General features: G+C 71.5%; 23 protein-coding genes and 2 pseudogenes. 19 read left to right on the top strand and 6 right to left on the bottom strand.

The genetic code is table 11. The features are described 5' to 3' along the window. Positions 1-40 precede the first annotated feature (40 nt). Together ACFFBG_RS13480 and ACFFBG_RS13475 are read left to right on the top strand one after the other, a co-directional pair. A complete protein-coding gene (locus ACFFBG_RS13480) occupies positions 41-1,570 on the top strand; it encodes a S1C family serine protease (RefSeq protein WP_375479504.1) in 1,530 nt (509 codons plus the stop codon). Positions 1,571-1,640: 70 nt separating this feature from the next. Next, on the top strand, positions 1,641-2,474 hold the full coding sequence (locus ACFFBG_RS13475; protein ID WP_375479502.1) for an ABC transporter ATP-binding protein: 834 nt from the start codon (positions 1,641-1,643) through the stop codon (positions 2,472-2,474). Positions 2,475-2,571: 97 nt separating this feature from the next. On the opposite strand, the gene ACFFBG_RS13470 is transcribed toward ACFFBG_RS13475, so the two are convergent. Beyond that, complete coding sequence (locus tag ACFFBG_RS13470) at positions 2,572-3,033, bottom strand: nitroreductase family deazaflavin-dependent oxidoreductase (RefSeq protein WP_375479500.1); 462 nt, start codon at positions 3,031-3,033, stop codon at positions 2,572-2,574. A 77-nt stretch (positions 3,034-3,110) separates the two neighbouring features. Between ACFFBG_RS13470 and ACFFBG_RS13465 the strand changes: the two genes are divergently transcribed. The 7 genes and pseudogenes from ACFFBG_RS13465 to ACFFBG_RS13435 all read left to right on the top strand — a co-directional run bounded on the left by ACFFBG_RS13465 (position 3,111) and on the right by ACFFBG_RS13435 (position 6,893). Then, the gene (locus ACFFBG_RS13465) at positions 3,111-3,908 is read left to right on the top strand and encodes an enoyl-CoA hydratase/isomerase family protein (RefSeq protein WP_375479498.1); all 798 of its coding nucleotides are present in this window, start codon (positions 3,111-3,113) and stop codon (positions 3,906-3,908) included. Further along, positions 3,905-4,864: a class I SAM-dependent methyltransferase gene (locus ACFFBG_RS13460; protein ID WP_375479496.1), complete on the top strand. Its 960-nt coding sequence runs from the start codon at positions 3,905-3,907 to the stop codon at positions 4,862-4,864. Before ACFFBG_RS13465 ends, ACFFBG_RS13460 begins: the two co-directional genes overlap by 4 nt. Before the next feature lie 175 nt (positions 4,865-5,039). Beyond that, positions 5,040-5,204, top strand: a pseudogene (locus ACFFBG_RS13455) (HAD hydrolase-like protein); the annotation flags it as partial. After that, positions 5,159-5,524, top strand: a pseudogene (locus ACFFBG_RS13450) (haloacid dehalogenase-like hydrolase); the annotation flags it as partial. The pseudogenes ACFFBG_RS13455 and ACFFBG_RS13450, both read left to right, overlap by 46 nt. Beyond that, positions 5,522-5,704, top strand: coding sequence for an HAD hydrolase-like protein (locus ACFFBG_RS13445; protein ID WP_375479708.1), 183 nt, complete (start codon positions 5,522-5,524; stop codon positions 5,702-5,704). The pseudogene ACFFBG_RS13450 and the gene ACFFBG_RS13445, both read left to right, overlap by 3 nt. Then, a complete protein-coding gene (locus ACFFBG_RS13440) occupies positions 5,704-6,333 on the top strand; it encodes an acyltransferase (RefSeq protein WP_375479706.1) in 630 nt (209 codons plus the stop codon). The genes ACFFBG_RS13445 and ACFFBG_RS13440 overlap by 1 nt, the downstream gene beginning before the upstream one ends. Positions 6,334-6,347: 14 nt before the next feature. Then, the gene (locus ACFFBG_RS13435) at positions 6,348-6,893 is read left to right on the top strand and encodes a hypothetical protein (RefSeq protein ID WP_375479494.1); all 546 of its coding nucleotides are present in this window, start codon (positions 6,348-6,350) and stop codon (positions 6,891-6,893) included. Between the two features lie 25 nt (positions 6,894-6,918). Here the strand turns inward: ACFFBG_RS13435 and ACFFBG_RS13430 are convergent, their stop codons facing one another. Both ACFFBG_RS13430 and ACFFBG_RS13425 read right to left on the bottom strand, forming a co-directional pair. After that, positions 6,919-8,364, bottom strand: coding sequence for an amidase (locus ACFFBG_RS13430; protein WP_375479492.1), 1,446 nt, complete (start codon positions 8,362-8,364; stop codon positions 6,919-6,921). Continuing rightward, positions 8,361-9,152 carry a class I SAM-dependent methyltransferase gene (locus tag ACFFBG_RS13425; protein ID WP_375479490.1) on the bottom strand — a complete coding sequence of 264 codons (792 nt, stop codon included), beginning with the start codon at positions 9,150-9,152 and terminating at the stop codon, positions 8,361-8,363. The genes ACFFBG_RS13430 and ACFFBG_RS13425 overlap by 4 nt, the downstream gene beginning before the upstream one ends. Before the next feature lie 536 nt (positions 9,153-9,688). Between ACFFBG_RS13425 and ACFFBG_RS13420 the strand changes: the two genes are divergently transcribed. From ACFFBG_RS13420 to ACFFBG_RS13405, 4 genes are read left to right on the top strand one after another with little or no spacing between them, the layout of a single operon-like run. Beyond that, complete coding sequence (locus ACFFBG_RS13420) at positions 9,689-10,168, top strand: hypothetical protein (RefSeq protein WP_375479488.1); 480 nt, start codon at positions 9,689-9,691, stop codon at positions 10,166-10,168. A gap of 5 nt (positions 10,169-10,173) precedes the next feature. Beyond that, positions 10,174-10,881, top strand: coding sequence for a hypothetical protein (locus ACFFBG_RS13415; RefSeq protein ID WP_375479486.1), 708 nt, complete (start codon positions 10,174-10,176; stop codon positions 10,879-10,881). Further along, positions 10,878-11,363: a hypothetical protein gene (locus tag ACFFBG_RS13410; RefSeq protein ID WP_375479484.1), complete on the top strand. Its 486-nt coding sequence runs from the start codon at positions 10,878-10,880 to the stop codon at positions 11,361-11,363. Before ACFFBG_RS13415 ends, ACFFBG_RS13410 begins: the two co-directional genes overlap by 4 nt. After that, on the top strand, positions 11,363-13,939 hold the full coding sequence (locus tag ACFFBG_RS13405; protein WP_375479482.1) for an ice-binding family protein: 2,577 nt from the start codon (positions 11,363-11,365) through the stop codon (positions 13,937-13,939). The genes ACFFBG_RS13410 and ACFFBG_RS13405 overlap by 1 nt, the downstream gene beginning before the upstream one ends. 80 nt (positions 13,940-14,019) lie before the next feature. Here ACFFBG_RS13405 and ACFFBG_RS13400 read toward each other — a convergent pair whose 3' ends face one another. Further along, on the bottom strand, positions 14,020-14,487 hold the full coding sequence (locus tag ACFFBG_RS13400) for a MarR family winged helix-turn-helix transcriptional regulator (RefSeq protein ID WP_375479480.1): 468 nt from the start codon (positions 14,485-14,487) through the stop codon (positions 14,020-14,022). A gap of 62 nt (positions 14,488-14,549) precedes the next feature. Here ACFFBG_RS13400 and ACFFBG_RS13395 point away from each other — a divergent pair, with 62 nt between their 5' ends. From ACFFBG_RS13395 to ACFFBG_RS13385, 3 genes are all read left to right on the top strand, one after another. Continuing rightward, positions 14,550-14,921, top strand: coding sequence for a VOC family protein (locus tag ACFFBG_RS13395; protein WP_375479478.1), 372 nt, complete (start codon positions 14,550-14,552; stop codon positions 14,919-14,921). Positions 14,922-15,107: 186 nt separating this feature from the next. Next, a complete protein-coding gene (locus ACFFBG_RS13390) occupies positions 15,108-16,862 on the top strand; it encodes a putative bifunctional diguanylate cyclase/phosphodiesterase (RefSeq protein ID WP_375479476.1) in 1,755 nt (584 codons plus the stop codon). A gap of 171 nt (positions 16,863-17,033) precedes the next feature. Beyond that, positions 17,034-18,902: a substrate-binding domain-containing protein gene (locus tag ACFFBG_RS13385; protein ID WP_375479474.1), complete on the top strand. Its 1,869-nt coding sequence runs from the start codon at positions 17,034-17,036 to the stop codon at positions 18,900-18,902. Positions 18,903-18,980: 78 nt separating this feature from the next. On the opposite strand, the gene ACFFBG_RS13380 is transcribed toward ACFFBG_RS13385, so the two are convergent. Beyond that, positions 18,981-20,201, bottom strand: a complete 1,221-nt coding sequence (locus ACFFBG_RS13380; RefSeq protein WP_375479473.1) for an XdhC family protein — start codon at positions 20,199-20,201, stop codon at positions 18,981-18,983. Between the two features lie 88 nt (positions 20,202-20,289). On the opposite strand from ACFFBG_RS13380, the gene ACFFBG_RS13375 reads away from it, so the two are divergent. Together ACFFBG_RS13375 and ACFFBG_RS13370 are read left to right on the top strand one after the other, a co-directional pair. Continuing rightward, complete coding sequence (locus tag ACFFBG_RS13375; RefSeq protein ID WP_375479471.1) at positions 20,290-20,862, top strand: NTP transferase domain-containing protein; 573 nt, start codon at positions 20,290-20,292, stop codon at positions 20,860-20,862. Between the two features lie 545 nt (positions 20,863-21,407). After that, positions 21,408-22,979, top strand: a complete 1,572-nt coding sequence (locus tag ACFFBG_RS13370; RefSeq protein ID WP_375479469.1) for an ATP-binding protein — start codon at positions 21,408-21,410, stop codon at positions 22,977-22,979. Positions 22,980-22,998: 19 nt separating this feature from the next. Here ACFFBG_RS13370 and ACFFBG_RS13365 read toward each other — a convergent pair whose 3' ends face one another. Continuing rightward, the gene (locus ACFFBG_RS13365; RefSeq protein ID WP_375479467.1) at positions 22,999-24,129 is read right to left on the bottom strand and encodes a magnesium and cobalt transport protein CorA; all 1,131 of its coding nucleotides are present in this window, start codon (positions 24,127-24,129) and stop codon (positions 22,999-23,001) included. A 137-nt stretch (positions 24,130-24,266) separates the two neighbouring features. Here ACFFBG_RS13365 and ACFFBG_RS13360 point away from each other — a divergent pair, with 137 nt between their 5' ends. Continuing rightward, positions 24,267-25,139 carry an LLM class F420-dependent oxidoreductase gene (locus ACFFBG_RS13360; protein WP_375479465.1) on the top strand — a complete coding sequence of 291 codons (873 nt, stop codon included), beginning with the start codon at positions 24,267-24,269 and terminating at the stop codon, positions 25,137-25,139. Positions 25,140-25,142 lie beyond the last annotated feature (3 nt).

Below are 25,142 nucleotides of genomic sequence, written 5' to 3'. Positions count from 1 at the left end.
CGCTCAGTTCAACACTGGGCCGGACGGGTTTTCTGAACTCATGACGACGAACGACCCACTCGGCGACGCCGCCGACCAGCGCCCGATAGACCCCGACGGCTCGACCCAGCTGTACGGGCCGGCTGGCTATGGCACGGACCATGGCGCGGCCGGCTACGGCTCGACCCAGCTGTACGGGCCGGGTGGCTACGGCACGGCCTATGGCGCGGCCGGCTACGGCTCGCCCTATGGGACCGCCGGCTACGGCTCACCGCACGGGACGGCCGGCTACGGCTCGCCGTACGCGACAGCCATCTACGCGACGTCCTACGGCTGGGCCCCGCCCGCGGCCGCGCCGAGCCGCCCGCGCCGGCGTCGCCGCGCTGCGCTGGGGGTCGGCGCTGCGCTCGTCGCCGCCGGGCTCGTCGCGGGCGGAGTGGCGATCGGCAACGACGTCGCGTCGTCCGGCAGCCTCGCGGGCTCCGGTTCGGTGCTCCCCTCAATCAACGGCTCCGGCGGGACCGGCTCCGGCGGGACCGGCTCCGGCGGGACCGGGTCGGGCAACGGCGGGCTGACGCCGAACGGCGGCATCTTCCCGGGTGGCGGCACCGGCGCCGGCGGGGGCACCACCAGCGCGGCGGTCGCGACGAGCGCGCAGCAGAAGGGCGTTGTCACCGTGGTGTCGGTGCTGAAGTACCAGAGCGCGGAGAGCGCCGGCACCGGCATGATCCTCACCTCTGACGGCGAGGTGCTCACCAACAACCACGTGATCGCCGGCGCGACGAGCGTCACGGTCACGGTCGCCTCGACCGGCAAGTCATACCGGGCCTCGGTCGTCGGCACCGATCCCAGCGACGACATCGCGGTGCTGCAGCTGACCAACGCGTCCGGGCTGCAGACCGCGAAGGTCGGCGACTCCTCTGACGTCGCGACCGGCGACGCCATCACCGGCGTCGGCAACGCCGGCGGAACGGGCACCCTGCGGGCGGCGAAGGGCTCGGTGACCGCCCTGAACCAGTCGATCACCGCCACCGACGAAGATGGGCAGAACGCCGAGAAGCTGACCGGCCTGATCGGCGTCGACGCCGGCATCATCTCCGGCGACTCGGGCGGCCCGATGTACGACGCGAGCGGCGAGATCATCGGCATGAACACCGCGGCCTCGACCGCGACCGGCCAGGGCGGGCTCGGCGCCGGCTCGGGCGCCGGCGCCGGGTCGGCGGGCGAGACCACCGCGTACGCCATCCCGATCGACAAGGCGCTCTCGGTCGCCGCCGAGATCGAGTCGGGGGTGCAGACGTCAACGGTCCACATCGGCCTGCCCGGGTTCATCGGGGTGTCGGTGGCCGACTCCAACGGCAGCGGGGCCGCGGTGACCCGGCTGCTGGACGGCGGACCGGCCGCCAACGCCGGCATCTCCTCCGGCTCGGTGATCACCGGCGTCGGCGACAAGTCCGTCACTTCCGCGGCTTCGCTCAAGACGGCGCTGCTCGGGCACAAGCCAGGCTCGTCGGTGCGCGTGACCTGGACCGACGCTGCCGGCGCGACGCACAGCGCGACCGTCACCCTCGCGACCGGCCCAGCCGACTGAGCCAGCGCTCCGCGGCCGCCGCTTTGAGGTGCCCCGTCATGCTCCACGCGCGCTATAGCGCGCGCAGGGCATGACGGCGGTGCGCTTTGATGGTGCCGTGGTCGAGCCCAATCCGGACGCCGTCGTGCAGTTCGACGCCGTCACGGTGCGCCGCGGGGCGAAGGTGCTGTTGGACGCGATCGACTGGACGGTCGAGGAAGACGAGCGCTGGGCGGTGCTGGGCCCCAACGGCGCCGGCAAGACCACCCTGCTGCAGATCGCCGCCGCCCGGCTGCATCCGTCCGCCGGCGAGGTCCGGATCCTCGGCGAGCGGCTCGGCGGCGTCGACGTGTTCGACCTGCGACCGCGGATCGGGCTGGCCAGTTCGGCGCTCGCCGACCGGATCCCGGCCCAGGAGCTCGTCACCGACGTCGTCGTGAGCGCCGGGTATTCCGTCATCGGCCGCTGGCGCGAGGCATACGGTCGACACGACGTCCGCCGCGCGACGAGCTTGTTGGAACGCATGGGGGTCGGCGACCTCGGCGAGCGCACCTTCGGCACGCTGAGCCAGGGGGAGCGCGCGCGGGTCCAGATCGCGCGCGCGCTGATGACCGACCCCGAGCTGCTGCTGCTGGACGAGCCGGCCGCGGGCATGGACCTCGGCGGTCGCGAGGACCTGTTGCGTCGGCTCACCCGCTTCGCCGCCGACCCTGACTCGCCGGCGTCCGTGCTGGTCACCCATCACGTCGAAGAATTGCCGCCGGGCATCACCCACGTGCTGCTGCTGCGCGGCGGCAAGGCCGTCGCCGCCGGGCTGGCTCGCGACGTGCTGACCGCGCGCGCTCTCTCGGAGACGTTCGGCCTGGCGCTGGACGTGGACCGCCGCGACGGACGCTGGTCCGCACGCGCCGTCGACGCCGGCTGACCGGCGGACGGCTGACCGGCGGACGGCTGACCGGCGGACGGCTGACCGGCGGACGGCTGACCGGCGGACCGTCCGGCGGGCGTCCGACGCGCGCCGATCAGCGCGGGCTGAGGACCACGATCGGGATGACCCGGTCGGTCGCCCGCTGGTAGCCGCGGTAGCGGTTGTCGTTGTGGGCGTTCACCAGCCGCCACAACCGATCGCGGTCCGGGTCGTCGCCGAGCACGACCTTGGCCCGCGCCGGGATGCGCCGGGTGCCGACCTGGACCTCCGTCTCCGGCCGGGCGCGCAGGTTGTGATACCAGCCAGGCGACTTCGCCGCGCCGCCGTTCGACGCGACGATCACGAAGCTGTCCCCGTCCGGGGCATAGGTCAGCGCGTTCACCCGCTGCGCGCCGGTCTTCGCGCCGACCGTGCGCAGAATCAGGTTGCGGGTGCCGAAGAGCCGATGGCCGATCCGGCCGCCGCTGCGCACGTACACCTCCTGGTGCGCCTTCAGAAACTGGATGCCGATCGCCTTGACGGCGGGCAGTTGCTCGATCCGGCCGAGACTGGGCACGCGCTCTCCTTCGACGGCAGTGTTCGCGTCACACCGTAGGCTCCGCTGAGCCGTGGAACCTATCGGGAAGGCGCGCGATGGCGAACGAGTTTGTGCGGGTCGAGATTGGCGACGGCTCGGCGCAGGCGCCGGCGGGCGTCGCGACGATTCGGCTCGACCGGCCGCCGATGAACGCGCTGAACACCGAGTTGCAGGAGCAGCTGCGCGCCGCCGCCGGGCAGGTCGCCGCTGATCCGAGCGTCCGCGCCGTCGTGCTGTTCGGCGGCGAGCGGGTGTTCGCCGCGGGCGCCGACGTCAAGGAGTTCGCCAACCAGGACCACGCCTACATGGCCCGCGACGCGGCGCGTCTGACGTCCGCCCTCGACGCGCTCGCGCGCATTCCCAAGCCGGTGATCGCCGCAGTGACCGGCTTCGCCCTCGGCGGCGGCTGCGAGCTCGCGCTGACCGCCGACTTCCGGATCAGCGCCGACGACGCGCGCTGGGGGCAGCCGGAGATCCTGCTCGGCATCATCCCGGGCGCGGGCGGCACGCAGCGGCTGCCGCGGCTGATCGGCCCGGCGCGGGCGAAGGACCTCATCTACACCGGCCGGTTCGTCGGCGCCGCCGAAGCGCTCGAGATCGGCCTCGTCGACGCGATCGCTCCGAAGGCCGAGGTGTACCCCACCGCGCTGAAGATGGCGGCGAAGTTCGCGAAGGGCCCGGCGCTGGCGCTGGCCGCGGCGAAAGCCGCCGTCGACGGCGGCCTGGACGGCGACCTGGCGAGCGGCCTGCGGCTCGAGTCGCACCTGTTCGCCGCGCTGTTCGCCACGCAGGATCGGACGATCGGCATGCAGTCGTTCCTCGAGAACGGCCCGGGCAAGGCCGTCTTCTCGTGACCGCGCTACCACGCCCGCTGCCGCATCCGCACGCGACGGCCGACGAGGTCGAGGCCGCCTGGCACGACAAGAAGCTGGCGAACGTCCTCTATCACGACTGGGAGGCGGGCACGTATGACGAGAAGTGGTCGATCTCGTTCGACCAGCGCTGCATCGACTACGCCCGCGACCGGTTCGCCCATGTCGCGGGCGTCGGCGGCTGGCCGTATCCGACGTCGCTGGAGCTCGGCTGCGGCACCGGCTTCTTCACGTTGAATCTCAAGCTGGCGGGCGTCATCGACGAAGGCCACGTCACCGACCTGAGCCCGGGCATGGTCGAGGTGGCCAAGCGCAACGCCCGATCCCTCGGCTTCGAGGTGCACGGCGAGGTTGCCGACGCCGAGCGGCTGCCCTACGACGACGGCGCCTTTGACATCGTCATCGGGCACGCAGTGCTGCACCACATCCCCGACCTCGACCGAGCGTTCCGCGAGGTGCTGCGAGTGCTCAAGCCCGGCGGCCGGTTCGTCTTCGCCGGCGAGCCGACCCGGCACGGCGACATCGTGGCGCGTCGGCTGTCGCGGCTCACGTGGTGGGCGGCCACGCACGCCACTCGGTTGTCGGCGCTGGCCGCCTGGCGGCGTCCGCAGGTCGAGCTGGACGAGTCGTCCCGGGCGGCGGCGCTCGAGGCGGTCGTGGACATCCACACGTTCGTGCCCGCCGAACTCGAACAGCTGGCCCGCGACGCTGGCGCCACGCAGGTGCGGGTGGTGACGTCGGAGCTGCTCGCGTCGTGGTTCGGCTGGCCGGTTCGGACGTTCGAGTGCGCGGTCCCGCGGGAGAAGCTGGGCATGCGCTGGGCCAATTTCGCCTTGCGCGGCTGGCAGCGGCTGTCGCGCCTGGACGCGAGCCTCGAGGGCATCGTGCCGCGCGGGCTGTTCTACAACGCCGAGATCACCGGCCGCAAGCCGGCGTGACCTGCTGCCGGGCGTCCACGCCATCGTGGATGCTCTGCTGTAGGACTGTATTACCGCGGTAACACAGTCCTACAGCAGAGAGTGGCTGCTCGTCGGGTCGCCCGGACGCCCAGCCAAGCAAGGCGGCCAGTCAGCCGGTCGGGCCGGGCCGGCTTCGGCTGCTACCTTGCCGCTCGTGGCAGCAGACGTCGTCCTGTTCGACCTCGACGGCACACTGTCGGACTCCGCGCCGGGGATCCTCGCCGCCCTGCGGCACGCGTTCGCGGCGCATGGCCTGCCGCAGCTCGATCCGGACACCGAGCGCGCGCTGCTCGGCCCGCCGTTCTACGAGTCGCTGCCGCGGCTGATCGGCGACGTCAAACTTGGCGACGTCATCGCCGCCTACCGCGAGCGCTACGGCGCGGGCGGCATGTTCGACACGACCGTCTACGCCGCGTCGACGACGTGTTGTCCGCCGCGCGCCGCGCCGGCCGCACGCTCGCCGTCGCCACCAGCAAGCCCGAGCACTACGCGACGCCGATCGTCGAGCGGCTCGGTCTCGCGGAGCATTTCGCGACCGTCGGCGGCGACGAGCTGGACGGCTCGCTGTCGACGAAGGCGCTCGTCATCGCGAAGGTGCTGCGCCGGCTCGGCAACCCGCCGGCCGAGTCGGTGATCATGATCGGCGACCGCGAGCATGACGTGTACGGCGCCCGCGCGCACGGCATCGACTGCCTGGGCGCGGCATGGGGCTACGGAGGCGAAGCTGAGCTCGCTCGCGCCGGCGCGCGCGAGGTCTGCGCGACGCCGGCCGACCTGCTCGCCCCGCTCGGCCTCGCTCCGGTCGGGCTCGGATCGTGATGCTGCGGCGTCCCGATCCAGAACTCGGCAGCGCGCGGTTCCTCACGCTCGCCTCGCTGCGCTGGGTGCTGCGCCACCGCGCCTACAAGCCGTGGCATCTCGTGCGGTACTGGCGCTTCTTCCGCTTCAAACTCGCGAACCCGCACGTCGTCACGCGCGGCTTCGTGTTCTTCGACCGCGGCGCGCAGGTGCAGGCGCGGCCGGGGCACGCCCGCATCGTGCTGGGCCGCTGGCTGCACCTCGGCGCGCACACTGCGCTGCGCTGCCACGAGGGCACGCTGACGGTGGGCGACAAGGCGGTGCTCGGCCGCAACGTGTCGGTGAACTGTTTCCTCGACATCGAGATCGGCGCCGCCGCACTGTTCGCCGACGATATCTACGTCTCCGACTTCGACCACAAGTTCGCTGACCTCAGCATGCCGATCAAGGACCAGGGCATCGTCAAATCGCGGGTGCGCATCGAGCCCGACGTCTGGATCGGGACCAAGGCGACGATCACGCGCGGCGTCGTGGTCGGCCGCGGCTCGGTGGTGGGCGCGAACGCGGTGGTGACCCACGACGTTCCGCCCTACTCGGTGGCGGTCGGCGTGCCGGCGCGCGTCATCAGGGACCGCCGCCGCAAGGGCTGACTACGCTTTTCCCCGTGACCCAGCTGCCTTACCAGCGCGGTCGCCGATCAGGCCGCGCCACCGCCGTCGGCGCCCTGCTGATCGCCGTCGGCGCGATCGCGTGGGTGCTGGGCGCCGTCGTCCTGCGCGGCGAACACCATGCGTACGGCTCGGGGACGCCGCCGCGCGAGGTCGTGCTCGCCCGCGGTTCGACGTACTGGCTGGGGTTGGCCGGCGGCGTGGATCAGGAGATCGCTCGCGGCGTCGCGCCTTCTGCGCTGCGTTGCACGTTGACCAACTTGGCCGGCGAGAGCGTGCGGCTGTCTGTCACCCCCGAGCAGCGAGGAACCAAGGCGACGACTCAGATCGGCTCATTTGTCGCCCCGTTCAGCGGCCATGCCCATGTCTCGTGCGCCGGGTTGCCCAATGCCGGCGTCGACACCGCCACGAGCGACCCGTCCGGTTATCTGCTCGTGCTGGCCGCGATCGCCCTGGCGATCGGCGTGCCGCTCACGTTGTCCGGGCTCCGCACGCGTGACGCGCCGCGTCCGCAGGCAGCGGTTGGCGCGCACGCCGCCTGACGCGCCGCCGGCTCACGAGCTGGCGTCACAGGTCTGCGGGGTCGACCCAGCCGCCGAACGCGCGCTCGAGCTCCCGGGCGACCGCGATGCAGACGTGGTCGTGGTTCGGCGCCGCCGCCACTTGCAGCCCGAGCGGGAAGCCGGACGGCCCGATGCCGAGCGGCACCTGGGTGGCCGGCAGGCCGTAGAGGTTGAACATCGCCGTGTTGATCGCGAGCCAAGGCTGGCCCAGCGTGCGCCGGTGCTTGGGCGCCTCGCGCGGGAACGGCGGGTACAGCAGCGCTCCCTCGCCGATGACCTCGGCGATCTCGTCCTGCGCGCGGCGGGCGGCGTCGACGAGCCGGCCGACGGCGAGCTTGCGCGCGTGGCGCACCGGGGTCGCCTCCAGCACCTTCAGCAGCGCCGCGGGCGCACGGACGAGCAGCGGCGGCGACGCAGCCGGCTTCCCCATAGCCGATTTCTCTGCGGACGGGGCGAAGATGCCCTCCCAGGACGCCAGGAAGTCGATCTCGGCGGACACGACTGCGGTGAACTGCGCGAACGCCCCGCGCAACTGGCGCAGCGACTGTTCGCGCACCTGCGCGCCTCGCGCGGCCAGCGCCTCGGCGGCGCGGTCGACCGCCGCCCGGAGCACCGGTCGCAACGGCGTCACGGTGTCGTAGGAGACGACGACCGGCAGTCCGTCGATGGCCACCGTCGCCGGGTCGCCGATCCGCGGCTGCTCGGTGACCCACTCGTCGACGCCGTCCGGACCGGCGATGATCCGCAGCACCGGCGCGAGGTCCTCGGCGCGGCGCGCGAGCACGCCCGGGTACAGCATGCGGCGCACGGCGCCCTCCGGCACGGGGTAATGGCCGGTCAGCGGCACCAGGCCGGGCGACGGCAGGTGGCCGAACACGCCGTTGAGATAGGCGGGGATGCGCACCGAGCCGCCGAGGTCCGAGCCGAGCGCAACCGGCGCCCCGCCGGACCCCACGATCGCGCCGTCGCCGCCGGTCGAGCCGCCCGCCGTGCGGCTCGGGTCGTAGGCGTTCGCGGCGCGGCCGTAGAGCCAGTTGTTCGACTCGAACCAGACGAACGCGCCCGCGGTGTTGCCCACGGCGAGCACGATCGCGCCGGCGTCGCGCAGGCGGCGCACGACGGTGGCGTCCCGCGCCGCCCGGTGCTTGCGACGGTGCGGATAGCCGCCGGTGTTCGGCATGCCCTCAACCGCGAGCATCTCCTTGATCGTGACGGGAACGCCGTGCAGCGGCGGCAGGCCGGCCCCGCCGTCGGCCACGCGTTTGTCCGCGGCGGCGGCCTCGTCGCGGGCCAGCGCGTAGCGCTCGGCCGCCACGGCGTGCAGCGGCCCGAGGCGTTGCAGCACTGCGATGTGCGCCTCGACGACCTCGGCGGACGTGACCGTACCTTCGCGTATGTCGGCGGCCAGCTGGGTCGCGGAGCGGTGGGTCAGCTGCTCGTCGTCGCTCATCCGACGAATCCTGCCGCGCGCCGGTCGGGCGCGCCTGCCGGGGCGGCCAGCATCACCAGGTCCAGCGCCAGGTCGACGTCGTGCGCGGCGGCGTCGAGCACCGCGAAGTCCTCGCTGCGCACCGCGGCGACAGCGGCTGCGAGCGCGGCCGGCCACTCGTCCGGCGGGGCGGCAAGTTGCGCGTCGACCAGTGATCCGCCGTGCGCCGCGTCCAACTCCGCGATCCGCGGGCCGGCGTGTAGGCCGCCGACGAACGACGCTTCGAGACCGCAGCGGGCGAGCAGGTCGAGCAGCTCAGCCGCGCTGAACTCGACGGTGTGAAACGGGTTCAGCGGCGTCTCCCGGCCGGGGGAGAAGGTGAGCCGATTCGGGGTGGTGACCAGCACCAGCCCGCCGGCGGCGAGCACTCGGCGGCACTCCCGCAGGAACTGGCCGTGGTGCCACACATGCTCGACCACCTGCAGCGTCGCCACGAGCTCGACCGAGCCGGTGCGCACCGGCAACGCGGCCAGGTTGGCACGGACGAAGCGCGGCCGGGAGTAGCGCCGGGCGGCGTGCGCCACCGCGAGCGCGTCGTAGTCGACGCCGACGACCCGCGTGGCGACGGCGGCGAGGGTGTCGGCGCCGTAACCCTCGCCGCAACCGACCTCGAGCACCCGCCGGCCGCGAGCGTGCTGGACCGCCCAGGCGTAGGCCGCCTGGTGGCGGCGGAACCAATAGTTCTCCGCCGGGACGTCCGGCGCCGTCCGCTCGCCGGTCAGCGGCAGACCGGCCGGAAGTCCCAGCACACGTGGCTCGATCGCGACGCCCCTGTCTGCTCCCGCGCTGCACTCAGCGCTCTTGCGCGACGGTAACGGCCGAGGCTGCGCGCCGCGTCGTCGGCCAGGGTCGTACGGGAACGACGCTGGCCGACTTCGACAAGGGATACGTGCCGCCGTCGCTGTCCGACCCGTTCTTGCGGCGGCGGCGTACCGGCTGAGCGAGCGTCCAAGAGTCGCGGCCGAACACCCGATCGCCGCCTACGGAGTCGTCCCTCGATGACCTCTCTGCAGTCCATTCCGATCGACACGACGGCGCGGTTCGCGCCCAGCGTCACCCCGGACAACCCGCAACTGATCGAGGCGATCGAAGCCGCGCTCGTCAGCTGACGGCCGCAGGGGCTGCGGCGACGTTGTGGAGCGAAGCAATGCGCCCGATTGACCCCAAGTAAAGAATCTGTTAGCTTCGTCGCAGGGCTGGATGAGGCCCACACGTCGCTGACGTAGCCCGCTCGGGGGAACGAGCCGCTCGATTGCGTGCCACCCCGAACGGATCGAGCTGCGTCATGCGCTTCGTGCTCACCCGAAAACGGCGTCTCGCCGCGTTTGTCGCCGCGGCCGCAGTCATCGCCGTCGGCGGCGGCATCAGCTTCGCGTACTGGACTGCTGACGGCACCGGCACCGGCGCCGCCACGACCGGAACCAGCACCGGGTTCACCGTCGCGGGCGGCACCCCGACCGGCGGGCCGCTGGCCCCCGGGGGCGGCGCAGAGTCCGTCCCGTTCACCGTCACCAATCCGGGGGCGGGCGAACAACTGCTGTCCGCCGTCACCGCCACGATCGCCAACGCGGACGGCAGCGCTTGGACGGCCGTTCCCGGCTGCTCGGCCGACGACTACACCGTCGCGACTCCGGTCGTCGGCTTCGGCGAGATCGTCGCCGGCGGCACCAGCGATGGCGCCGTCTCGGTCTCGATGAACGACACCGGCCTGAACCAGGATGCCTGCCAGGGCGTCAGCGTCCCGCTCTACTTCGTCGCCAGCTGATTGCCGTGAGCTGCTCGTCGCTGGCCGGCACCGGCGCGCCCGTCGCTTGGGTGATCACGATGGGCGCCGCGTTGCTCGTCACCGGCGGCGTGCTGCTCGTGCTGTCCCGGCGCGGTCGCGCCGGCACGACTCGCGGTCGGGCCGGCACGGGGACGGCGATCCTGCTGTTGCTGGCGCTGACCGGCGCGATGTTCACCGGCGACGCGCTCACCGCCAAGGCCCGGGCCGCCTCCGCCGACTGCCCGTCGGGCGGGATTCCGGTCCAGACGACGACGCGGACGCCGACGACGACGCGGACGCCGACGCCGACGCAGTCGCCGACGCGGACCCCGAGGCCGACATCGACCCCGTCGCCGGCGGGTTCGGCGCACCTGCGGATCGTGCAGACCTCCACCATGTCCGGGCTGGCGCCGCGCGTCGCTCCGGCCGCCATCGCCGGCGTCATCACCAATAGCGGCTCGGCCAGCGCTTTCGTCGCCACCGTGACGGTCAGCATCACCTTGGTGACCGCGCAGTCGACCGGCACGTGCACCCCGGCCGACTACGTCCTGCTCGACGCGGTCATGCCGGTGTCCCGGACGCTTGCCGCCGGCGCGTCCGCCGACTTCGCCGGCGCGCGGATCGGGTTCCGCAACAGGGCTGTCAACCAGGACGCCTGCCAGGGCGCCGTCGTCAGCCTGCGCTACGTCAGCTCGTCGCGGGTCGGCACATGACGCGCGCCCGCTCGCTCATCGCCGCCCTCGCCGTCGCGGCCCTGGTCGGCGTCGCAGTCGTAGCCCACGCCTACTGGTCCGGCGCCGGCCACGGCACCGGCGCGGCCACGACCGGGTCCGCGCTTGCCGTGACGCTCACGTCGGGCACCCCGACCGACACGCTCTACCCCGGCGGTCAGGCAGCCGTCGAGACCGTCGCGACGAGCCCGAACGACACGGCCGTCATCATCGCCTCGCTGACGCTCGACACCGCCCAAGGCGCCGGCGGGTTCGCCGTCGATTCCGGTCACGCCGGCTGCGCGGTGTCCAGCCTGAGCTTCACGACGCAGATCAACGCCGGCGCGGGCTGGCGCGTGCCGGCCAGGGTCGGCGGCACGGACGGCACGCTCGCGATCACGCTGCCGAACGCGCTGACCATGAGCGTCGACGCGGTCGACGCCTGCCAGGGCGCGCAGTTCACCGTCTATCTGTCGGCCGGCTGATGACGCGCTCGAGCCGGCTGCTTGCCGCGGCCACTGTCTTCTTAGTCGCGATGTCCGGCGTCGCGGCCGCGAGTTGGAGCGTCGGCGCCAACTCGCGCGGCAACGGCGCTGCGGCCGCCACCACGCTCGACCGGGGCGCCACGCCTTCGTCTGTTGCCGCCAGGGGCGACGTCACGGTCAGCTGGGCGGCCAGCACCACGGCCTCCGGCGACCCGGTCGGCGGCTACCGGATCGCCCGCTACGACACCGCGACCCTGACCGCCCAGCCCGTCGGGGCCGGTTGCGCCGGCGTCGTCGCCGACACCAGCTGCATGGAGGCCGCGCTGCCGGACGGGAGCTGGGCGTACACCGTCACGCCGGTGCTCGGCGCCCACTGGAGCGGCGCCGAGAGCCCGCTCGGCGACGCGGTCACGACCGATTCGACTCTGCCGGCCAACGCGATCACGACCACGGTCGGCGCCGGAAACGCGGTGCAGGAGGGTGCCACGATCTATTACCGGGGCGTCGCTGCCGGGTCGTTCGCCCTGACCAACGCCGTCGCCGATTCGTCCTCGGGACCAGCCTCGAGCACCACCACCGCGCTGGCCGGCGACGACACCGGCTGGGCCCACACCCCGTCAACCGAATCCTCGCCCGCCGGCGGCCCGTACGTCTCGAACCCGTTCAGCTGGGCCGCCGGCACCACCGGTTCGCCGACCGAGGACGTGACCGGCCGCGACGCCGCGGGCAACTCCGCCACGTCCACGCTCGCCTTCGTCGACGACTCCGACCCGCCCACTGCGGGTGCCATCAGCTACCCGGACGGCTACCTGGCCGACGAGTCCGTCCCGATCAGCTTCGCCGCCGGGACGGACGCCGCCTCGGGCATCGCGGGCGCCCAGCTGCAGCGGGCCGAAGCCGCCCTGGCCGACGGCGTCTGCGGCGTGTTCGCCGGCTTCGCCGACCTCGGCGCGGCCGACCCGACGTCGCCGTACGTCGACGAGACGGTGGCCGACGGCTCGTGCTATCGCTACCGGTACCTCGTGAGCGACCGGGCTGGAAACGTCCGCGTCACGACGAGCGCGAGCGTCACCAAGGTCGACCCGTCCGCCGGGGGCCCCCCGCTCGGCAACGCCCGGTCGTACTCCGTGCTGGCGGCGACCGGCGTCACGAACACCGGCCCCACCACTATCAGCGGCGATCTCGGCGTCGACCCGAGCCCCGGCAGCACGATCATCGGGTTCCCGCCGGGCACCGTCGCCGGCGACGTCGACGCCGACGACGCGGCGGCCGCCGCGGCGCAGTCGGATCTGTCGGACGCCTATGACGACGCGGCGCAGCGCAGCGCGGACGCCCAGTTCGCCGGCGATCAGGGCGGCCAGACCTTCGCCCCCGGCGTTTATCACACCGGCGCCGCGTTCGCGCTGACCGGAACGCTGACCCTGGACGGGCAGGGCGATCCCAACTCGCTGTTCGTCTTCCAGGTTGGCGCGGCGCTGAACACGGCCGCCGCCAGCCATGTCGTGCTGGTCAACGGCGCCCAGGCCTCGCACGTGTTCTGGCAGGTGCTCGGCGCCGCCGGCACCGGCGCCTCGTCGAGCTTCGCCGGGACGATCATGGCCGCCGGCGCCATCACCCTCGGGGCGGGCGCGCAGCTGATCGGCCGGGCCTTGTCGCAGGACCACGTCACGCTCGCCGGCAACACCATCAGCTTCAGCGACGCTGCATCGCCCACCATCTCGATCGACGGCGCGGCGGCGCTCGAGACCAAGGACACGACGCCGACGATCAGCGGCGCCACCAACGCCGCGATCGGCCGCACGGTGACGGTCACGGTCGCGGGACAGACCCTCACCAGCCCCGTCCACTCGGACGGCACGTGGGACGTCGCGTCGGCGGCCCTGACCGCCGGCGACCACCTGGTCACGGCGACGGTGCGCGACGCGGCGGGCAACGCGGGCTCCGCGCGGCAGACGCTGACGATCGAGGTCAATCCCGGCGCTGTGTCGCTCGGCGCTGCCGGCACGTACTCCGTGCTCGCCGGCACCGCTGTCGTCGGAACGGGATTCACCGCCCTCAGCGGCGACCTGGGCGTGAGTCCCGGCGCCGCGGTGACCGGGTTCCCACCGGGCACGGTCGGCGGCGCCACCCATGCCGGGGACTCGCAAGCGGACCAGGCGCAGTCCGCCCTCGTGCTGGCCTACGCCGACGCGGCGCAGCGCACGCCGAGCAGCGAGTTCGCAGGCGACCAGAACGGACAGACCTATCACGAGGGGGTGCACCACACCGCGGCCGCGTTCGCCCTCACCGGCACGCTCACCCTCGACGGGCAGGGCGACCCCGATGCGGTGTTCATCATCCAGGTCGGCGCCGCGCTGAACACGGCTGCCAGCAGCCACGTCGTGCTGACCAACGGCGCGCGGGCCTCGAACGTGTTCTGGCAGGTCGCCGGCGCAACCAACACCGGCGCCTCGTCGACCTTCGCCGGCACCATCATGTCGGCCGGAGCGGTGACGCTCGGCGACGGCGCGGCGCTCACCGGCCGCGCCCTGACCCACGACGCCGTGACACTCGCCAACAACACCGTCGACAGCTGAGGTCGGCTCACGGTCGGGTCGAGGTTCGGTCTTGTGATCGGTCCGCCTGCCGAGCAAGGGGTGAGGGGCGGTTGACCTCGTCACCGACTGTTGGGCGGGGTTCGGTTGTCGTTCAGAGCGGCGACGCAGCGGGCGAGATCGGCACGTAGCCGACGCTGGGCGCCGGCGCTCAGCGATGTGAGCATCTGCTTTTCGACGGCGCGCACGGCGACGCTGGCGGCTTTGAGCTGCCTGCGGCCGGCCGCGGTGAGCTCGGTAGGCAGTGCCTTGCCGTGGTCGGGAGTGGTTGGTCGGGTCAGCAGCCCTCGCTGCTGTAGTCCTTGCAGCACCAGGTTCATGGACTGGCGGGTGACGAACGTGCCTCGCGCCAGCTCGGCGCCGGACAGTCCCGACCGCTGACCGAGCAGCTCGAGGCACGAGTACTGCGGAACCGTCAGCTCCAGCGGGCGCAACGCGACGTCCATCGCCGCTCTTAGGGCGGTGGCCGCCTGCTTGAGCACGTAACCCACCGCCTCGTCCACCGGCCCGACCAGCTCGACTTGACCCATGTCAACATTCTGACACATACTGGGCTATGTCAATGTACTGACAAGACCATCGGAGGATCCTGATGACCGTGACCGGACCAACCTTCATCGCACTTCAGGTGCGCGAGCTGGAGCGCGCCGCCGACTTCTACGAGACGAAGCTCGGACTTGTCCGCGCGCCCGTGGCCCCGCCAGGAGCGGTGGTCTTCGACACCGCGCCGGCGTCGTTCGCCGTGCGGGAACCGCTACCTGGCGTAGACCTCGACGCCGCCCGCCCCCATCCCGGTGTCGGTGTCGCGCTGTGGCTGCACGCCGACGACGCGCAGGCACTACACGACGCCCTTGCCGCCGACGGGATCCAGATCACGCTGGCGCCGTTCGACGGGCCGTTCGGTCGCACCTTCACCTTCAGCGACCTCGACGGTTACGACGTCACGATTCACGACAAGCCCTGACACCGGCTGAGTTCGTCCTCGACGTCCGGCAGCAGCATCCACTCTCGTGGACCCGCGGGCTTCGCTCACGACTCGGCAGGGGCTACGCCCTGCGGAATGGCTGGTGCGGCGGCCCCCGAGGTGAACGTCAAGTGAATCGTTTGCTCAGAGCCTTAATCTCGCCGCGATCCTGCCGAACCGGAGCGGGTGACTCTTCTGTTGCCCGGCCATCTCGGCGATGCCGCCTTGGCGCCGTCGGTGATGCCCTTGGCGGTGTCGGTGCCAGTTGTGCCGGGTTCGACGCCGATCGCTGAGGTGGACCGGATGTTCGGCGCAGACCGGGCGTTGAGCGCGATCGTGGTGCGGACGGGTCACGCCGTGTCGTTGCTGCCGCGGGAACATCTGCAGTTCGAGTTGAGCGGTCGATTCGGCTATGGCAGGTCGCTACGGTCTCGGGCGACGGCAGCCGACTTGGTGCCTGATGACGTGATCTGCCTGTCGGGCGACGCGACCTTGACCGAGGTCGCGCAGCTCATCTTGGACCGCCCGATCGCCAGTCGATACCGGGACGTGCTGGTGCTCACCCCGGACGGCCCGCGGACGGTGTCCGTGTCGGCGGTGTTCGAGCGGCTGGCGTCGATGTTCCGGCACGTCGCTTTGCACGACCCGCTAACCGGTTTGCCCAACCGCCGCCGACTCGACGAGCACAGCGCCGATCTTGCCCGGCGAGGATACGATCTGCGCCGCGTGGCCATCCTCTATGTCGATCTCGACGGCTTCAAAGCGGTGAACGACACCTTTGGACACCGTGCCGGCGACGAGCTGCTCATCGCCTTCGCCGACCGGTTGCGCTCCTGCGTGCGGCCGAGCGACATCATCGCCCGGATGGGCGGCGACGAATTTGCGGCCATGCTCTTGGACGTCACCGAGGTCGAGGCGCTGGCGATCGCAGACCGCATCGTGCTCAACGCCACCGCTCCATTTGTGTTCGATGACGAGCCGCTGCACATCTCGGCTAGCGTCGGCGTCGCGATGGCCCACGACACGGCCTCGGAAACAGAAATGACGCAGCTCGACGTCCTCCTCCGACACGCCGACGGCGCGATGCTCAAAGCCAAGCGAGCCGGAAAACGCCAGGTCGGACGGCTCACCCAGACCCAAGCTTCGGCGGGTTCGTCCATGGCGCGCGCCGCGCACATCCGGCGTCGGCTCCGGCACGCCCTCAACCACGACCGGCTGACTCTGCATTACCAGCCCACGCTCGATCTCGAGACAGGCGCCACCGACACCGTCGAGGCCCTGCTGCGCTGGACCGACGACGAATTGGGCGTCGTCTCACCGGCGGAGTTCATTCCGGCCGCGGAAGGCAGCGGACAGATCCATCACCTCGGCCAGTACGTGCTCGGCGAAGCCTGCGCCCAGGCCGCGCGGTGGCTCGCTGCCGGAACGCCACGCACGGTCGCAATCAACGTCTCGCCCAGCCAGTTCGCCAGCGATTCCTTCGTCGACGAGCTGCTCGGCACGGTGCGGCAACACCAGCTCCCGCCCCGCCTGCTGCGGATCGAGATCACCGAAGGTTCGGCGGTCGCTGATCTGCCGCGCACACTCACACAGCTGAACCAGCTCCGCTCAGCCGGCCTGGCCGTCGACCTGGACGACTTCGGAACCGGCCATTCGTCGCTGTCGATGCTGCGGTCGCTGCCGCTGACCGCAGTCAAGATAGACAAAGCGTTCATCGACGACATCGACTCCGACCCGGCCAACCAGATGCTCGTCGAAGGAGTCATCGGCGCCGCCCACGCGCTCGGCCTGACCGTGACAGCTGAAGGCGTCGAACGTCCCGAACAGCTGGCCGCGCTACGCCGAATGCGGTGCGACACCATCCAAGGCTTCCTCATCGCCCGTCCGACCCCGCCCGAAGAGCTCGCGGTCAACGAAACACTCGCGGTCGATGGATCATGACTGCTCGAGACATGCGACGCCCGCCAGCCAGCCCGTCGTAGCTGCTCGCACCAGAGCGCCGAACCTGACGGGTGGCGTGCGGACAGCCGCTTCGCTCGAATGACCCACCAATTCATCCTCTGTTCGGACGGCAGAAACGCCACACCGCTAGGTCGGCACGATCATCTGCTCATGACGCGCGGCGCAGGTCCGATCCTGGTGTTATTCGCACTGATTCCGCTCGTCACCAGCTTGGCGTCGGGTGGCGCTGGCGCGTCCGTGGTGATGGCCCCGGCCGTCATGCACGCCCAGATCGGGGGATCGGGATCCAGCTTCGCCGCGAACGCGTTGGATCAGTGGGCCGCCGACACGAATAGGCAAGGCCTGCAGGTCGTGTACACCTCGTCAGGTTCGGCGCAGGGACGCCTGGACTTCGCCCGCCGCACGACGGACTTCGCCGTTACCGATACTCCGTACCAGGGCACTGATCCGGTCACCGGGCAGGAAGATGACTCCGAGGGTCGTCCCTACCGGTACATCCCGCTGGTCGCAGGAGGAGTCGCTTTCCCGTATCACCTGGAGGTGGGCGGCCGTCTGATTCGCAACCTGCGGCTTTCCGGCGCCACGCTGAGCGGGATCTTCACCGGGCGGATCCGATACTGGGACGCCCCGGCCATTCGCGCCGACAACAACAATCGGCTCGCGTTGCCCCACCTGGCCGTCAGACCTGTCGTCCACATCGAAGGCTCGGGCGTGACGTATCAGTTCACGTCCTACCTCGCGCACGAGTACCCAGAGGAATGGAACGAGTTTTCCGGAGCTCCCACCGCCACCGCTTACTTCCCGGTGAGCGACGACCAGATTGCCGAGCCCGGCTCGAACGCCGTCATCAACTACGTCGAGTCTAACGAGGGCGACGGCGCGATCGGCGTCGACGAATACACCTACGCGTTGTTGGCGAACGCGCCAGTCGCAAAGATTCAAAACGCGGCCGGCTACTACGCCGCGCCGTCGGCGGGCGACGTAACCGTCGCGCTCACCCAAACGCAGTTCAACACCGACGAGACCTCACCGGACTACCTCGTCGCCGACTATTCTCGCGTCTACGAATTCACAGACCCGCGCACCTACCCGCTGTCCGGATACACCTACGCCGTCATCCCGGCTGGCCAGCACGACACAAAGACCTCGACTGCCGCGCAGCTGCAGACTGTCGCGGACTTCATGTTCTACGGCCTCTGCCAGGGCCAGGCTGAAGCCGCGCCTATCGGTTACGCCCCACTTCCGCTGGCGCTCGTGCAGCAGGGGTTGGCCCAATTGCAGGTCTTGCATGACGCCGACCCGACCGTCGATCTCGGCGACGACGACATTGGTCACTGCGCGAACCCCACCTTCGCCGGCGACCCACCACACGATGCGTTCGATCAGTACCCCCAGCCGGCGGCCTGCGACGCTGTCGGCCACGGCCCGTGCGGCACGCCGGCGGACCGCACCGCTCTGACCGTCGCAGACCCGCACGCCATCGGCTACCGCCATCGCACTCGGATCGCCGTCCGGCTGCTCGACGCGTCTGCAAGCACCGCGCTCGGGGGCCAAGTTGTCGTCGTCCGCGTGAGACCAGCGAGGGCGACGGCCTACCACCCGCTGAGCACGCTGCGGACCGACCGGGCGGGCCGCGCCAGCCTGACGATCCGCGCCGCCACGAACACCCGCTACCAGTTCGACTACCGGGGCGACGATGAGCACGCCGCCCACACCGCCGTGGTCAGCGTGCACGTCAAGCAGGCGGTGACCATCCGCACGAGCGCGCGCAGGCTGCGGCACGGCCACCGGCTGACCGTTCGGGGCGTCATCAAGCCGCTGCACCGCCGCGGTGTCGTCTGGGTGCAACGCAAGACCAGGCACGGTTGGCGCACGCTCGCCACTGCCCGCTACAGCCATCGCTATCGGTTCAGGTTCACCCCGCGCTGGCGCGGACGGGCCACCTTGCGCGTCTGGTCGGCCGCGACAGCGGCCAACATCGGCACGAGTTCGGCCAAGGTGCGCGTCACGGTGTCCTGACGAGGTAAGTCGTGCGCCTCGATGCCGGGATCTGCGCCGGGCCGCCACCGGCACGGGTCAGCTCGACGCATGGAGCGTTCACGATGGCCAGTGTGGCAAACCGTGATCATGCCCGACTTCGTGGTGCGAGTCGTGGTGGATGGGCCCGTCGGTGCGGCGCAGCGGCGATCCGCTGCCGCCCCAGCGCAGCGCGATGATCTCCGCCGCCACCGACACCGCGGTCTCCTCCGGCGTGCGCGCGCCGACATCCAGGCCGATCGGCGCGTGCAGGCGGGACAGCTCGTCGTCGGTGACGCCGAGGTCGCGAAGCCGGGCGGCGCGGTCGTCGTTGGTGCGCCGCGAGCCCATCGCCCCGACGTACGCCAACGGGATGCGCAGCGCGAGTTCGAGCAGCGGCACGTCGAACTTCGGGTCGTGCGTCAACACGCACACCACGGTGCGTTCGTCGACCTCCCCGCTCTCGAACGTCTTCTCCAGGTACCGATGCGGCCAGTCGATGACCACCTCGTCGGCGTCCGGAAATCGCGCGGGCGTCACGAAGGTGGCGCGGGCGTCGCACACGGTCACCCGGTAGCCGAGGAACGCCCCGATCCGCGCGACCGCCGCCGCGAAGTCGGTGGCGCCGAAGACGATCATGCGCGGCCGGGCGGCGTAGGAGGCGACGAAGACCGCGATGTCGTCGCCGCGGCGCTCGCCGTCGGGGCCGTATCGGAGAATGCCGGTCTGGCCCTGCTCCAGCATGCCGAGCATGTCGTCGTGCACTGCGGCGTCGAGCCGGTCGCTGCCCAGCGATCCGGTGGTGACGCCGCCGCGCACGACGAGTCTGCGTCCAACCCGCGGACCCGCGTCGACGTGGCCAGCCCCGTCGACAGCCCCGTCGACGTCGCCGTCGACGTCGCCGTCGACATCGCTGATGAACGTCGCGACGGCCACCGGCCGGCCGGCGCGGATGTCGTCGGCGATGTCGCCGAGTTCCGGAAAGGTGCGCCGGTCCACCCGCTCGACGAAGACGTCGATCACCCCGCCGCACGTCAGGCCGACCGCGAACGCGTCGTCGTCGCGCACGCCGAAGCGCTGCAGCGACGGACGGCCGGACTCGCGCGCGGCCACGGCCAGCTCGTAGATAGCGCCCTCGACGCACCCGCCGGACACGCTGCCCACCACGGCGCCGTCCGGTCCGACGAGCATCGCCGCGCCGGGCTGGCGGGGCGCGGACTTCCAGGCGCCGACGACCGTGCCGACGGCGACGCCGCAGCCCGCGCGCCACCACGCTTCGAGCTCGGGCATCACGTCACGCACGCACGCTCACCTCCTCCGCACTGGCTGGCCGAAGACAGCCAATCCGCGGCCATCTCGGCGGAGCGCCGGCCCGCATAGTCTCGCGGGCGTGGCGCGCGTCATCGGGGTGGTGCTGGCCGCGGGCGCCGGCGCCCGCATGGGCCGGCCGAAAGCCGAGGTGAGGGTCGACGGCGTTCGGTTGGTCGATCGGGCCCGGTCGGCGCTGTCCGACGGCGGGTGCGCCGAGGTCGTGGTGGTCGCCCGCCGCGGGATGACGGTGTGCGATGCGCGGGTCGTCGTCAACGACCACCCGGATCGCGGCATGCGCTCGTCTCTCGAACTCGGCGTCGAAGCCGCGGCGGCGCTTGCCGCGGACGCGGTCGTCGTCGTGCTGGTGGACACCCCGGGAATCGCGCCGGCCGGAGTGCGCGCGGTGCTGGCCGCGTGGCGCCCGGGCCGGATCGCCGTCGCCGCCTACGACGGCCGGCGCGGCCACCCGACGGTCATGGCGCCCGCGTCGTGGCGACGCGCAATCGCCCTGGCCGGGCCGGATGAAGGCGCGCGGGCGCTGTTGCGGGCCGAAGTCGCCGCCGTGGACGAGATCGCGGTCGACGGCGACCCGACCGACCTGGACACCGCCGAGGACCTGGCGCGGTGGAACGCCCGGCCGGCCCGGCCGTGATTCGCTGTACACCGCAGATTCCACGAGTCCTGATTGTCGCCGGGCCGGCGCGTCCGCGTGGGGGCGCCGCTGAAGCCGCGCCGGTCGCCGACTTGTCCGACGATGTCTGCGATGTCCGGTGAGCGAACCCGGTTTCGCGTGAGCGAGTCGCCGACGCACGCCGCGACTAGCGCGTGTTGGCTCACGCGGCCCGTATCTGGGGCGGTACGGTTCGTGCGCGAACCCCCGCGATCGAGTCCTGTCAGCGATAGGGAAGATTCCGCGATGCCCCCAGCGTCACTCGGGCTGGCCGCCCGGTCCGCGACATCGGCTCGGCTCATCGGTGGGCGCGGCTTCGGCGGCCAAAGCTTCGGCGGGCAAGGCTGACGTGGACGAGCGGCCATGACATCACCTCACGAATCGCTCGCACAGAACGCTCACAACTGCGCGGGCACAGTGCGCGCTCGGCGATCTTCACGTCGGCCGGGTCGCGAATGAGCCAGCCGGCCGACCTCGCAGCTGACCGCGCAGCTGACCTCGCGGCGGGACGCCCGGCACCAGGCGCCGTGCCGCGCCCGGGCGCCTCGGCCGTCGTGCGGCAGCGCCTGGTGTCGGTGGTGATCGTCGACGACTCGCCCGACATGCGGCTGTTGCTGCGGGTGGCGCTGCGCAGGCAGGGGAGTTTCGCGGTCATCGGCGAAGCGGGCGACGGGGAGGCGGGCGTCGAGTTCGCGCGCAGCCTCAAGCCCGACGTCGTGCTGCTCGACCTCGCCATGCCCGGGATGGACGGCATGCACGCGCTGCCGTTGATCCGCGAGGCGTCGCCAAACAGCGCCGTCGTCGTGCTGTCCGCCTTCGAGAGCGAACAGGCGGGGCCGGCGGCGCTGGCGGCCGGCGCGGCGGCCTACATCCACAAAGGCGCATCGCCAAGCGACATCATCGAGACCATCGGAGGGTGCCTCGGCGCCGACTTGGACAGCGCTATCCCGAACCCCACGGATGATTGGTTGGCTGCCACGAGCTTCGACGCCGCCGATTCGGTTCCCGCCGACACCGGGGCCAGCGAGGCCGCCGGCGCCGCGACTTCAGTCGAGGCGCCGTCGGCAGCTGGCGCGGCAGACCGGTGCTACCGACTGCTCGTCGAGCAAGGCGTCGAGCACCCCCTCGCCGCGCTCGACCGGGACGGCCGGATCCTGTCCTGGAACACCGCGGCCGCACGGGTGACCGGCCTGGCGGAGTCCCAGGCGCTCGGCCGCCCCTTCGCCGTCCTGTATCCGGGCGCGGACGCCGCCGCCGGCTTGCCAGGCGCGCTGCTTCGCGACGCGGCGGCCCGCGGCCGGGCGGCGCACCGACGCTGGCTGGCCGGCCCGGGCGGCGCGAAGGTCTGGGGCGAAGTCGCGCTGCGGGCGCTGCACGACGACGGCCAACCCGCCGGGTTCGCGCTGACGATCCGCGACGAAACCGATCAGCGCCGCCTGGACGAGGCGCAGGCGTCGATGTTCGCCGCGGTGTCGCACGACATGCGCACGCCGATCATCGCCATTCGTGCTTTCGCCTCGCTCGTCAAGGAGGCCGAGCCGAAGGCGCGCGCGGAGTTCGCGGAGCGCATCGAGACGAACGCCGCGCAGATCGAGAAGCTGGTGACCGGCCTGTTCGACTACGCGAAGGTGCGCGCCGGCGTCGTGCCGATCGTGTTGGAACCGCTGCCGCTGACCCCGTTCGCCGCCGAGTGCGTCGACAACCTGAGCGGGGTGCTCTCCGGATTCCAGGTCGACGTCCAGAGTTCCGACGCCGTCGCGATGGCCGACCGCAGCGCGATGACCCGGGTGCTCGACAACCTGCTCACGAACGCGGCCAAGTACTCGCCGGCGGGCACCCGCATCTGGGTCACGTCCGACGTCGCCGACGACCGAGTGCGGCTCACGGTGCACGACGAAGGGCGCGGCATCGCGGCGGAAGACCTCGAGCACATCTTCGGCGAGTTCGTGCGCGGCCGGCTCGCCGAGGACGACGGCGGCACGGGTCTCGGCCTCGCGAGCGTGCAGCAGCTCCTCACGCTGCAGGGCGGCCACGCGGTGATCAACAGCGAGGTCGGCAGAGGGACCAGCGTCACAGTCGAGCTCGCCCGATCGTCCTGAGCGCGCCGCCAGCCGCCGGTCAGATCCAGCCGCGCCGCTTGAACACGATGTAGAGGCCGGCGCTCACCATCACCATCAACAGGATGGCGAACGGGTAACCCAGGAACCAGTGCAGCTCGGGCATGTGTTTGAAGTTCATGCCGTAGATCGAGGCGATCGTTGTGGGAGCGAACAGGATCGCCGCCCACGCCGAGATCTTCTTGACCTCGTCGTTCTGCGCGTTGCTCGTGCGACTGAGGGCGGTCATCTCCTCGTTCTGCTTCTGCGCGACCAGGATCGAGTTCACCTGGAGGATGTCGCGCAGCAGCACTCGCAGGCCGTCGACGCGCTCGTTCACGTGCGTCACGTGGTCTGCGACGTCGCGCAGCGAGCGTCGCAGCTCCTCGTCCACGCCGTACTTGTCGAAGCCGGCCGCCAGCGCGTCCATCATCTGGACGAGCGGTTGAGCCGCGCGCTGGAAGTCGACGACCTCGCGGGAAAGCTCGTAGATGCGCCGGGACACCGCCGGATCGCCGTCGAAGACCTGCGTCTCGATCTCGTCGACGTCGTTCTCGATGCCGGCGACGACCGGGCCGTAGCCGTCGACGACCGCGTCGAGGATCGCGTAGAGGACCGCCTCCGCGCCCAGCGCGAGCAGGTCCGGATCGTCTTCGAGCCGGTGCCGGACGACCGCGAGGTCGGGGCTCTCCGCGTGCCGGACGGTGATCACGAAGTCCTTGCCGAGGAACACGTGCAGCTCGCCGAACTCCACCTCCTCGACGTCATCGAGGTAGCGGGCGGCGCGCAGCACGACGAACAAGGTCTCGCCGTACCGCTCGAGCTTCGGCCGCTGGTGCGCGTTGATCGCGTCTTCGACGGCCAGCTCGTGCAGGCCGAACTCTGCGGCGAGCGAGCTGAGCAGTTTCGCGCCTGGCCGGTACAGCCCGATCCAGGCCATGCCGTCCTGCTCATGCCGCAGCGCGTCGTAAGTTTCGGCCAGCGTGTTCGGCGAGCACTGGCGTTTGCCGTCGCGGTAGACGGCGGAGTCGACGACCCCCGGTCGCCTCTCGTCGACATGCCTCGGCTCGTCGAGCGCCGGGCGCTGCTCGTCCTCGCGCGGCTTGCGCCGGATGCGGCCCACCGGCAAGGGCAGGTGGCGACGATCGGGCATGGCTGAAGACCCTAGCCGCGGAGCGTGAACACCAGGCTGCGATGGCCGCGGCCCGTCGGCCGCGCCGCGCGGCCCGTCGACCGCGCAGCCCGGCGGGCTACCGTCGAGTCGTCGCACGACCGAAGGAGACGACGCCTGTGGAACTCGGCTTGCACCTGCCCAACTTCACCTATCCCGGCGGGCCGCCGACCCTCGCCGACGACCTGGCGACGATCGCCCGCACGGCCGAGGACGTCGGCTTCGCGAAGCTCAGCGTGATGGACCACGTGTGGCAGATCGACGTCGTCGGGCCGCCGGAGCTCGACATGCTCGAGGCCTACACGACGCTCGGCTATCTCGCCGCGCGCACCGAGCGGATCCAGCTGCTCGCCTGGGTGACCGCGGTGGTGTACCGCGAGCCCGGCCTGCTCGCCAAGGCGGTGACGACGCTCGACGTGCTGTCGAAGGGCCGTGCCTGGCTGGGCATCGGCGCGGCGTGGAACGAGGCGGAGTCCCGCGGCCTGGGGCTGCCATTCCCACCGACCGCCGAGCGGTTCGAGCGGCTGGAGGAGGCGCTGCAGATCTTCCTGCAGATGTGGGGGGAGGACGAATCGCCCTTCGACGGCAAGCACTATCACCTCGGCCGCACGCTGAACTCGCCGCAGCCGTTGCAGCGACCGCACCCGCCGATCATGGTCGCGGGCAGCGGGGAGAAGAAGACGCTGCGCCTCGTCGCCCAATACGCGCAGGCGTGCAACCTGTTCCCCTCGCCCGACCTCGAGCACAAGCTGGACGTGCTGCGCGGGCACTGCGCCGATGTCGGCCGGGACTACGCGGAGATCGAGAAGACGGTGATGATGCCGCTGGACCCGGGCGAGAACGGCGAGCAGGTGGCCGACCTGCTCGAGACGCTGCGCCGTCTTGCCGACCTCGGCATCCAGCAAGTGCAGTGCATCGTCCCCGACGTCGCGTCGCTGACCCGGCTGAAGGTCCTCGGCGAAAGCGTGATCCCGGCGATCGCCGAGCTCTGACGG

The organism is uncultured Jatrophihabitans sp., assembly GCF_964251945.1.
Classification (GTDB): domain Bacteria; phylum Actinomycetota; class Actinomycetes; order Mycobacteriales; family Jatrophihabitantaceae; genus Jatrophihabitans.
Note: the sequence above shows the minus strand (reverse complement) of the source record. Positions and strands in the feature narration are given on the sequence as shown.

Coding starts and splice junctions, on each gene's coding strand:
- ACFFBG_RS13480 (WP_375479504.1), top strand. CDS start 41: ATGACGACGAACGACCCACTCGGCGACGCCGCCGACCAGCGCCCGATA.
- ACFFBG_RS13475 (WP_375479502.1), top strand. CDS start 1,641: ATGACGGCGGTGCGCTTTGATGGTGCCGTGGTCGAGCCCAATCCGGAC.
- ACFFBG_RS13465 (WP_375479498.1), top strand. CDS start 3,111: ATGGCGAACGAGTTTGTGCGGGTCGAGATTGGCGACGGCTCGGCGCAG.
- ACFFBG_RS13445 (WP_375479708.1), top strand. CDS start 5,522: ATGATCGGCGACCGCGAGCATGACGTGTACGGCGCCCGCGCGCACGGC.
- ACFFBG_RS13440 (WP_375479706.1), top strand. CDS start 5,704: ATGCTGCGGCGTCCCGATCCAGAACTCGGCAGCGCGCGGTTCCTCACG.
- ACFFBG_RS13430 (WP_375479492.1), bottom strand. CDS start 8,364: ATGAGCGACGACGAGCAGCTGACCCACCGCTCCGCGACCCAGCTGGCC.
- ACFFBG_RS13420 (WP_375479488.1), top strand. CDS start 9,689: ATGCGCTTCGTGCTCACCCGAAAACGGCGTCTCGCCGCGTTTGTCGCC.
- ACFFBG_RS13410 (WP_375479484.1), top strand. CDS start 10,878: ATGACGCGCGCCCGCTCGCTCATCGCCGCCCTCGCCGTCGCGGCCCTG.
- ACFFBG_RS13405 (WP_375479482.1), top strand. CDS start 11,363: ATGACGCGCTCGAGCCGGCTGCTTGCCGCGGCCACTGTCTTCTTAGTC.
- ACFFBG_RS13400 (WP_375479480.1), bottom strand. CDS start 14,487: ATGGGTCAAGTCGAGCTGGTCGGGCCGGTGGACGAGGCGGTGGGTTAC.
- ACFFBG_RS13395 (WP_375479478.1), top strand. CDS start 14,550: ATGACCGTGACCGGACCAACCTTCATCGCACTTCAGGTGCGCGAGCTG.
- ACFFBG_RS13385 (WP_375479474.1), top strand. CDS start 17,034: ATGACGCGCGGCGCAGGTCCGATCCTGGTGTTATTCGCACTGATTCCG.
- ACFFBG_RS13365 (WP_375479467.1), bottom strand. CDS start 24,129: ATGCCCGATCGTCGCCACCTGCCCTTGCCGGTGGGCCGCATCCGGCGC.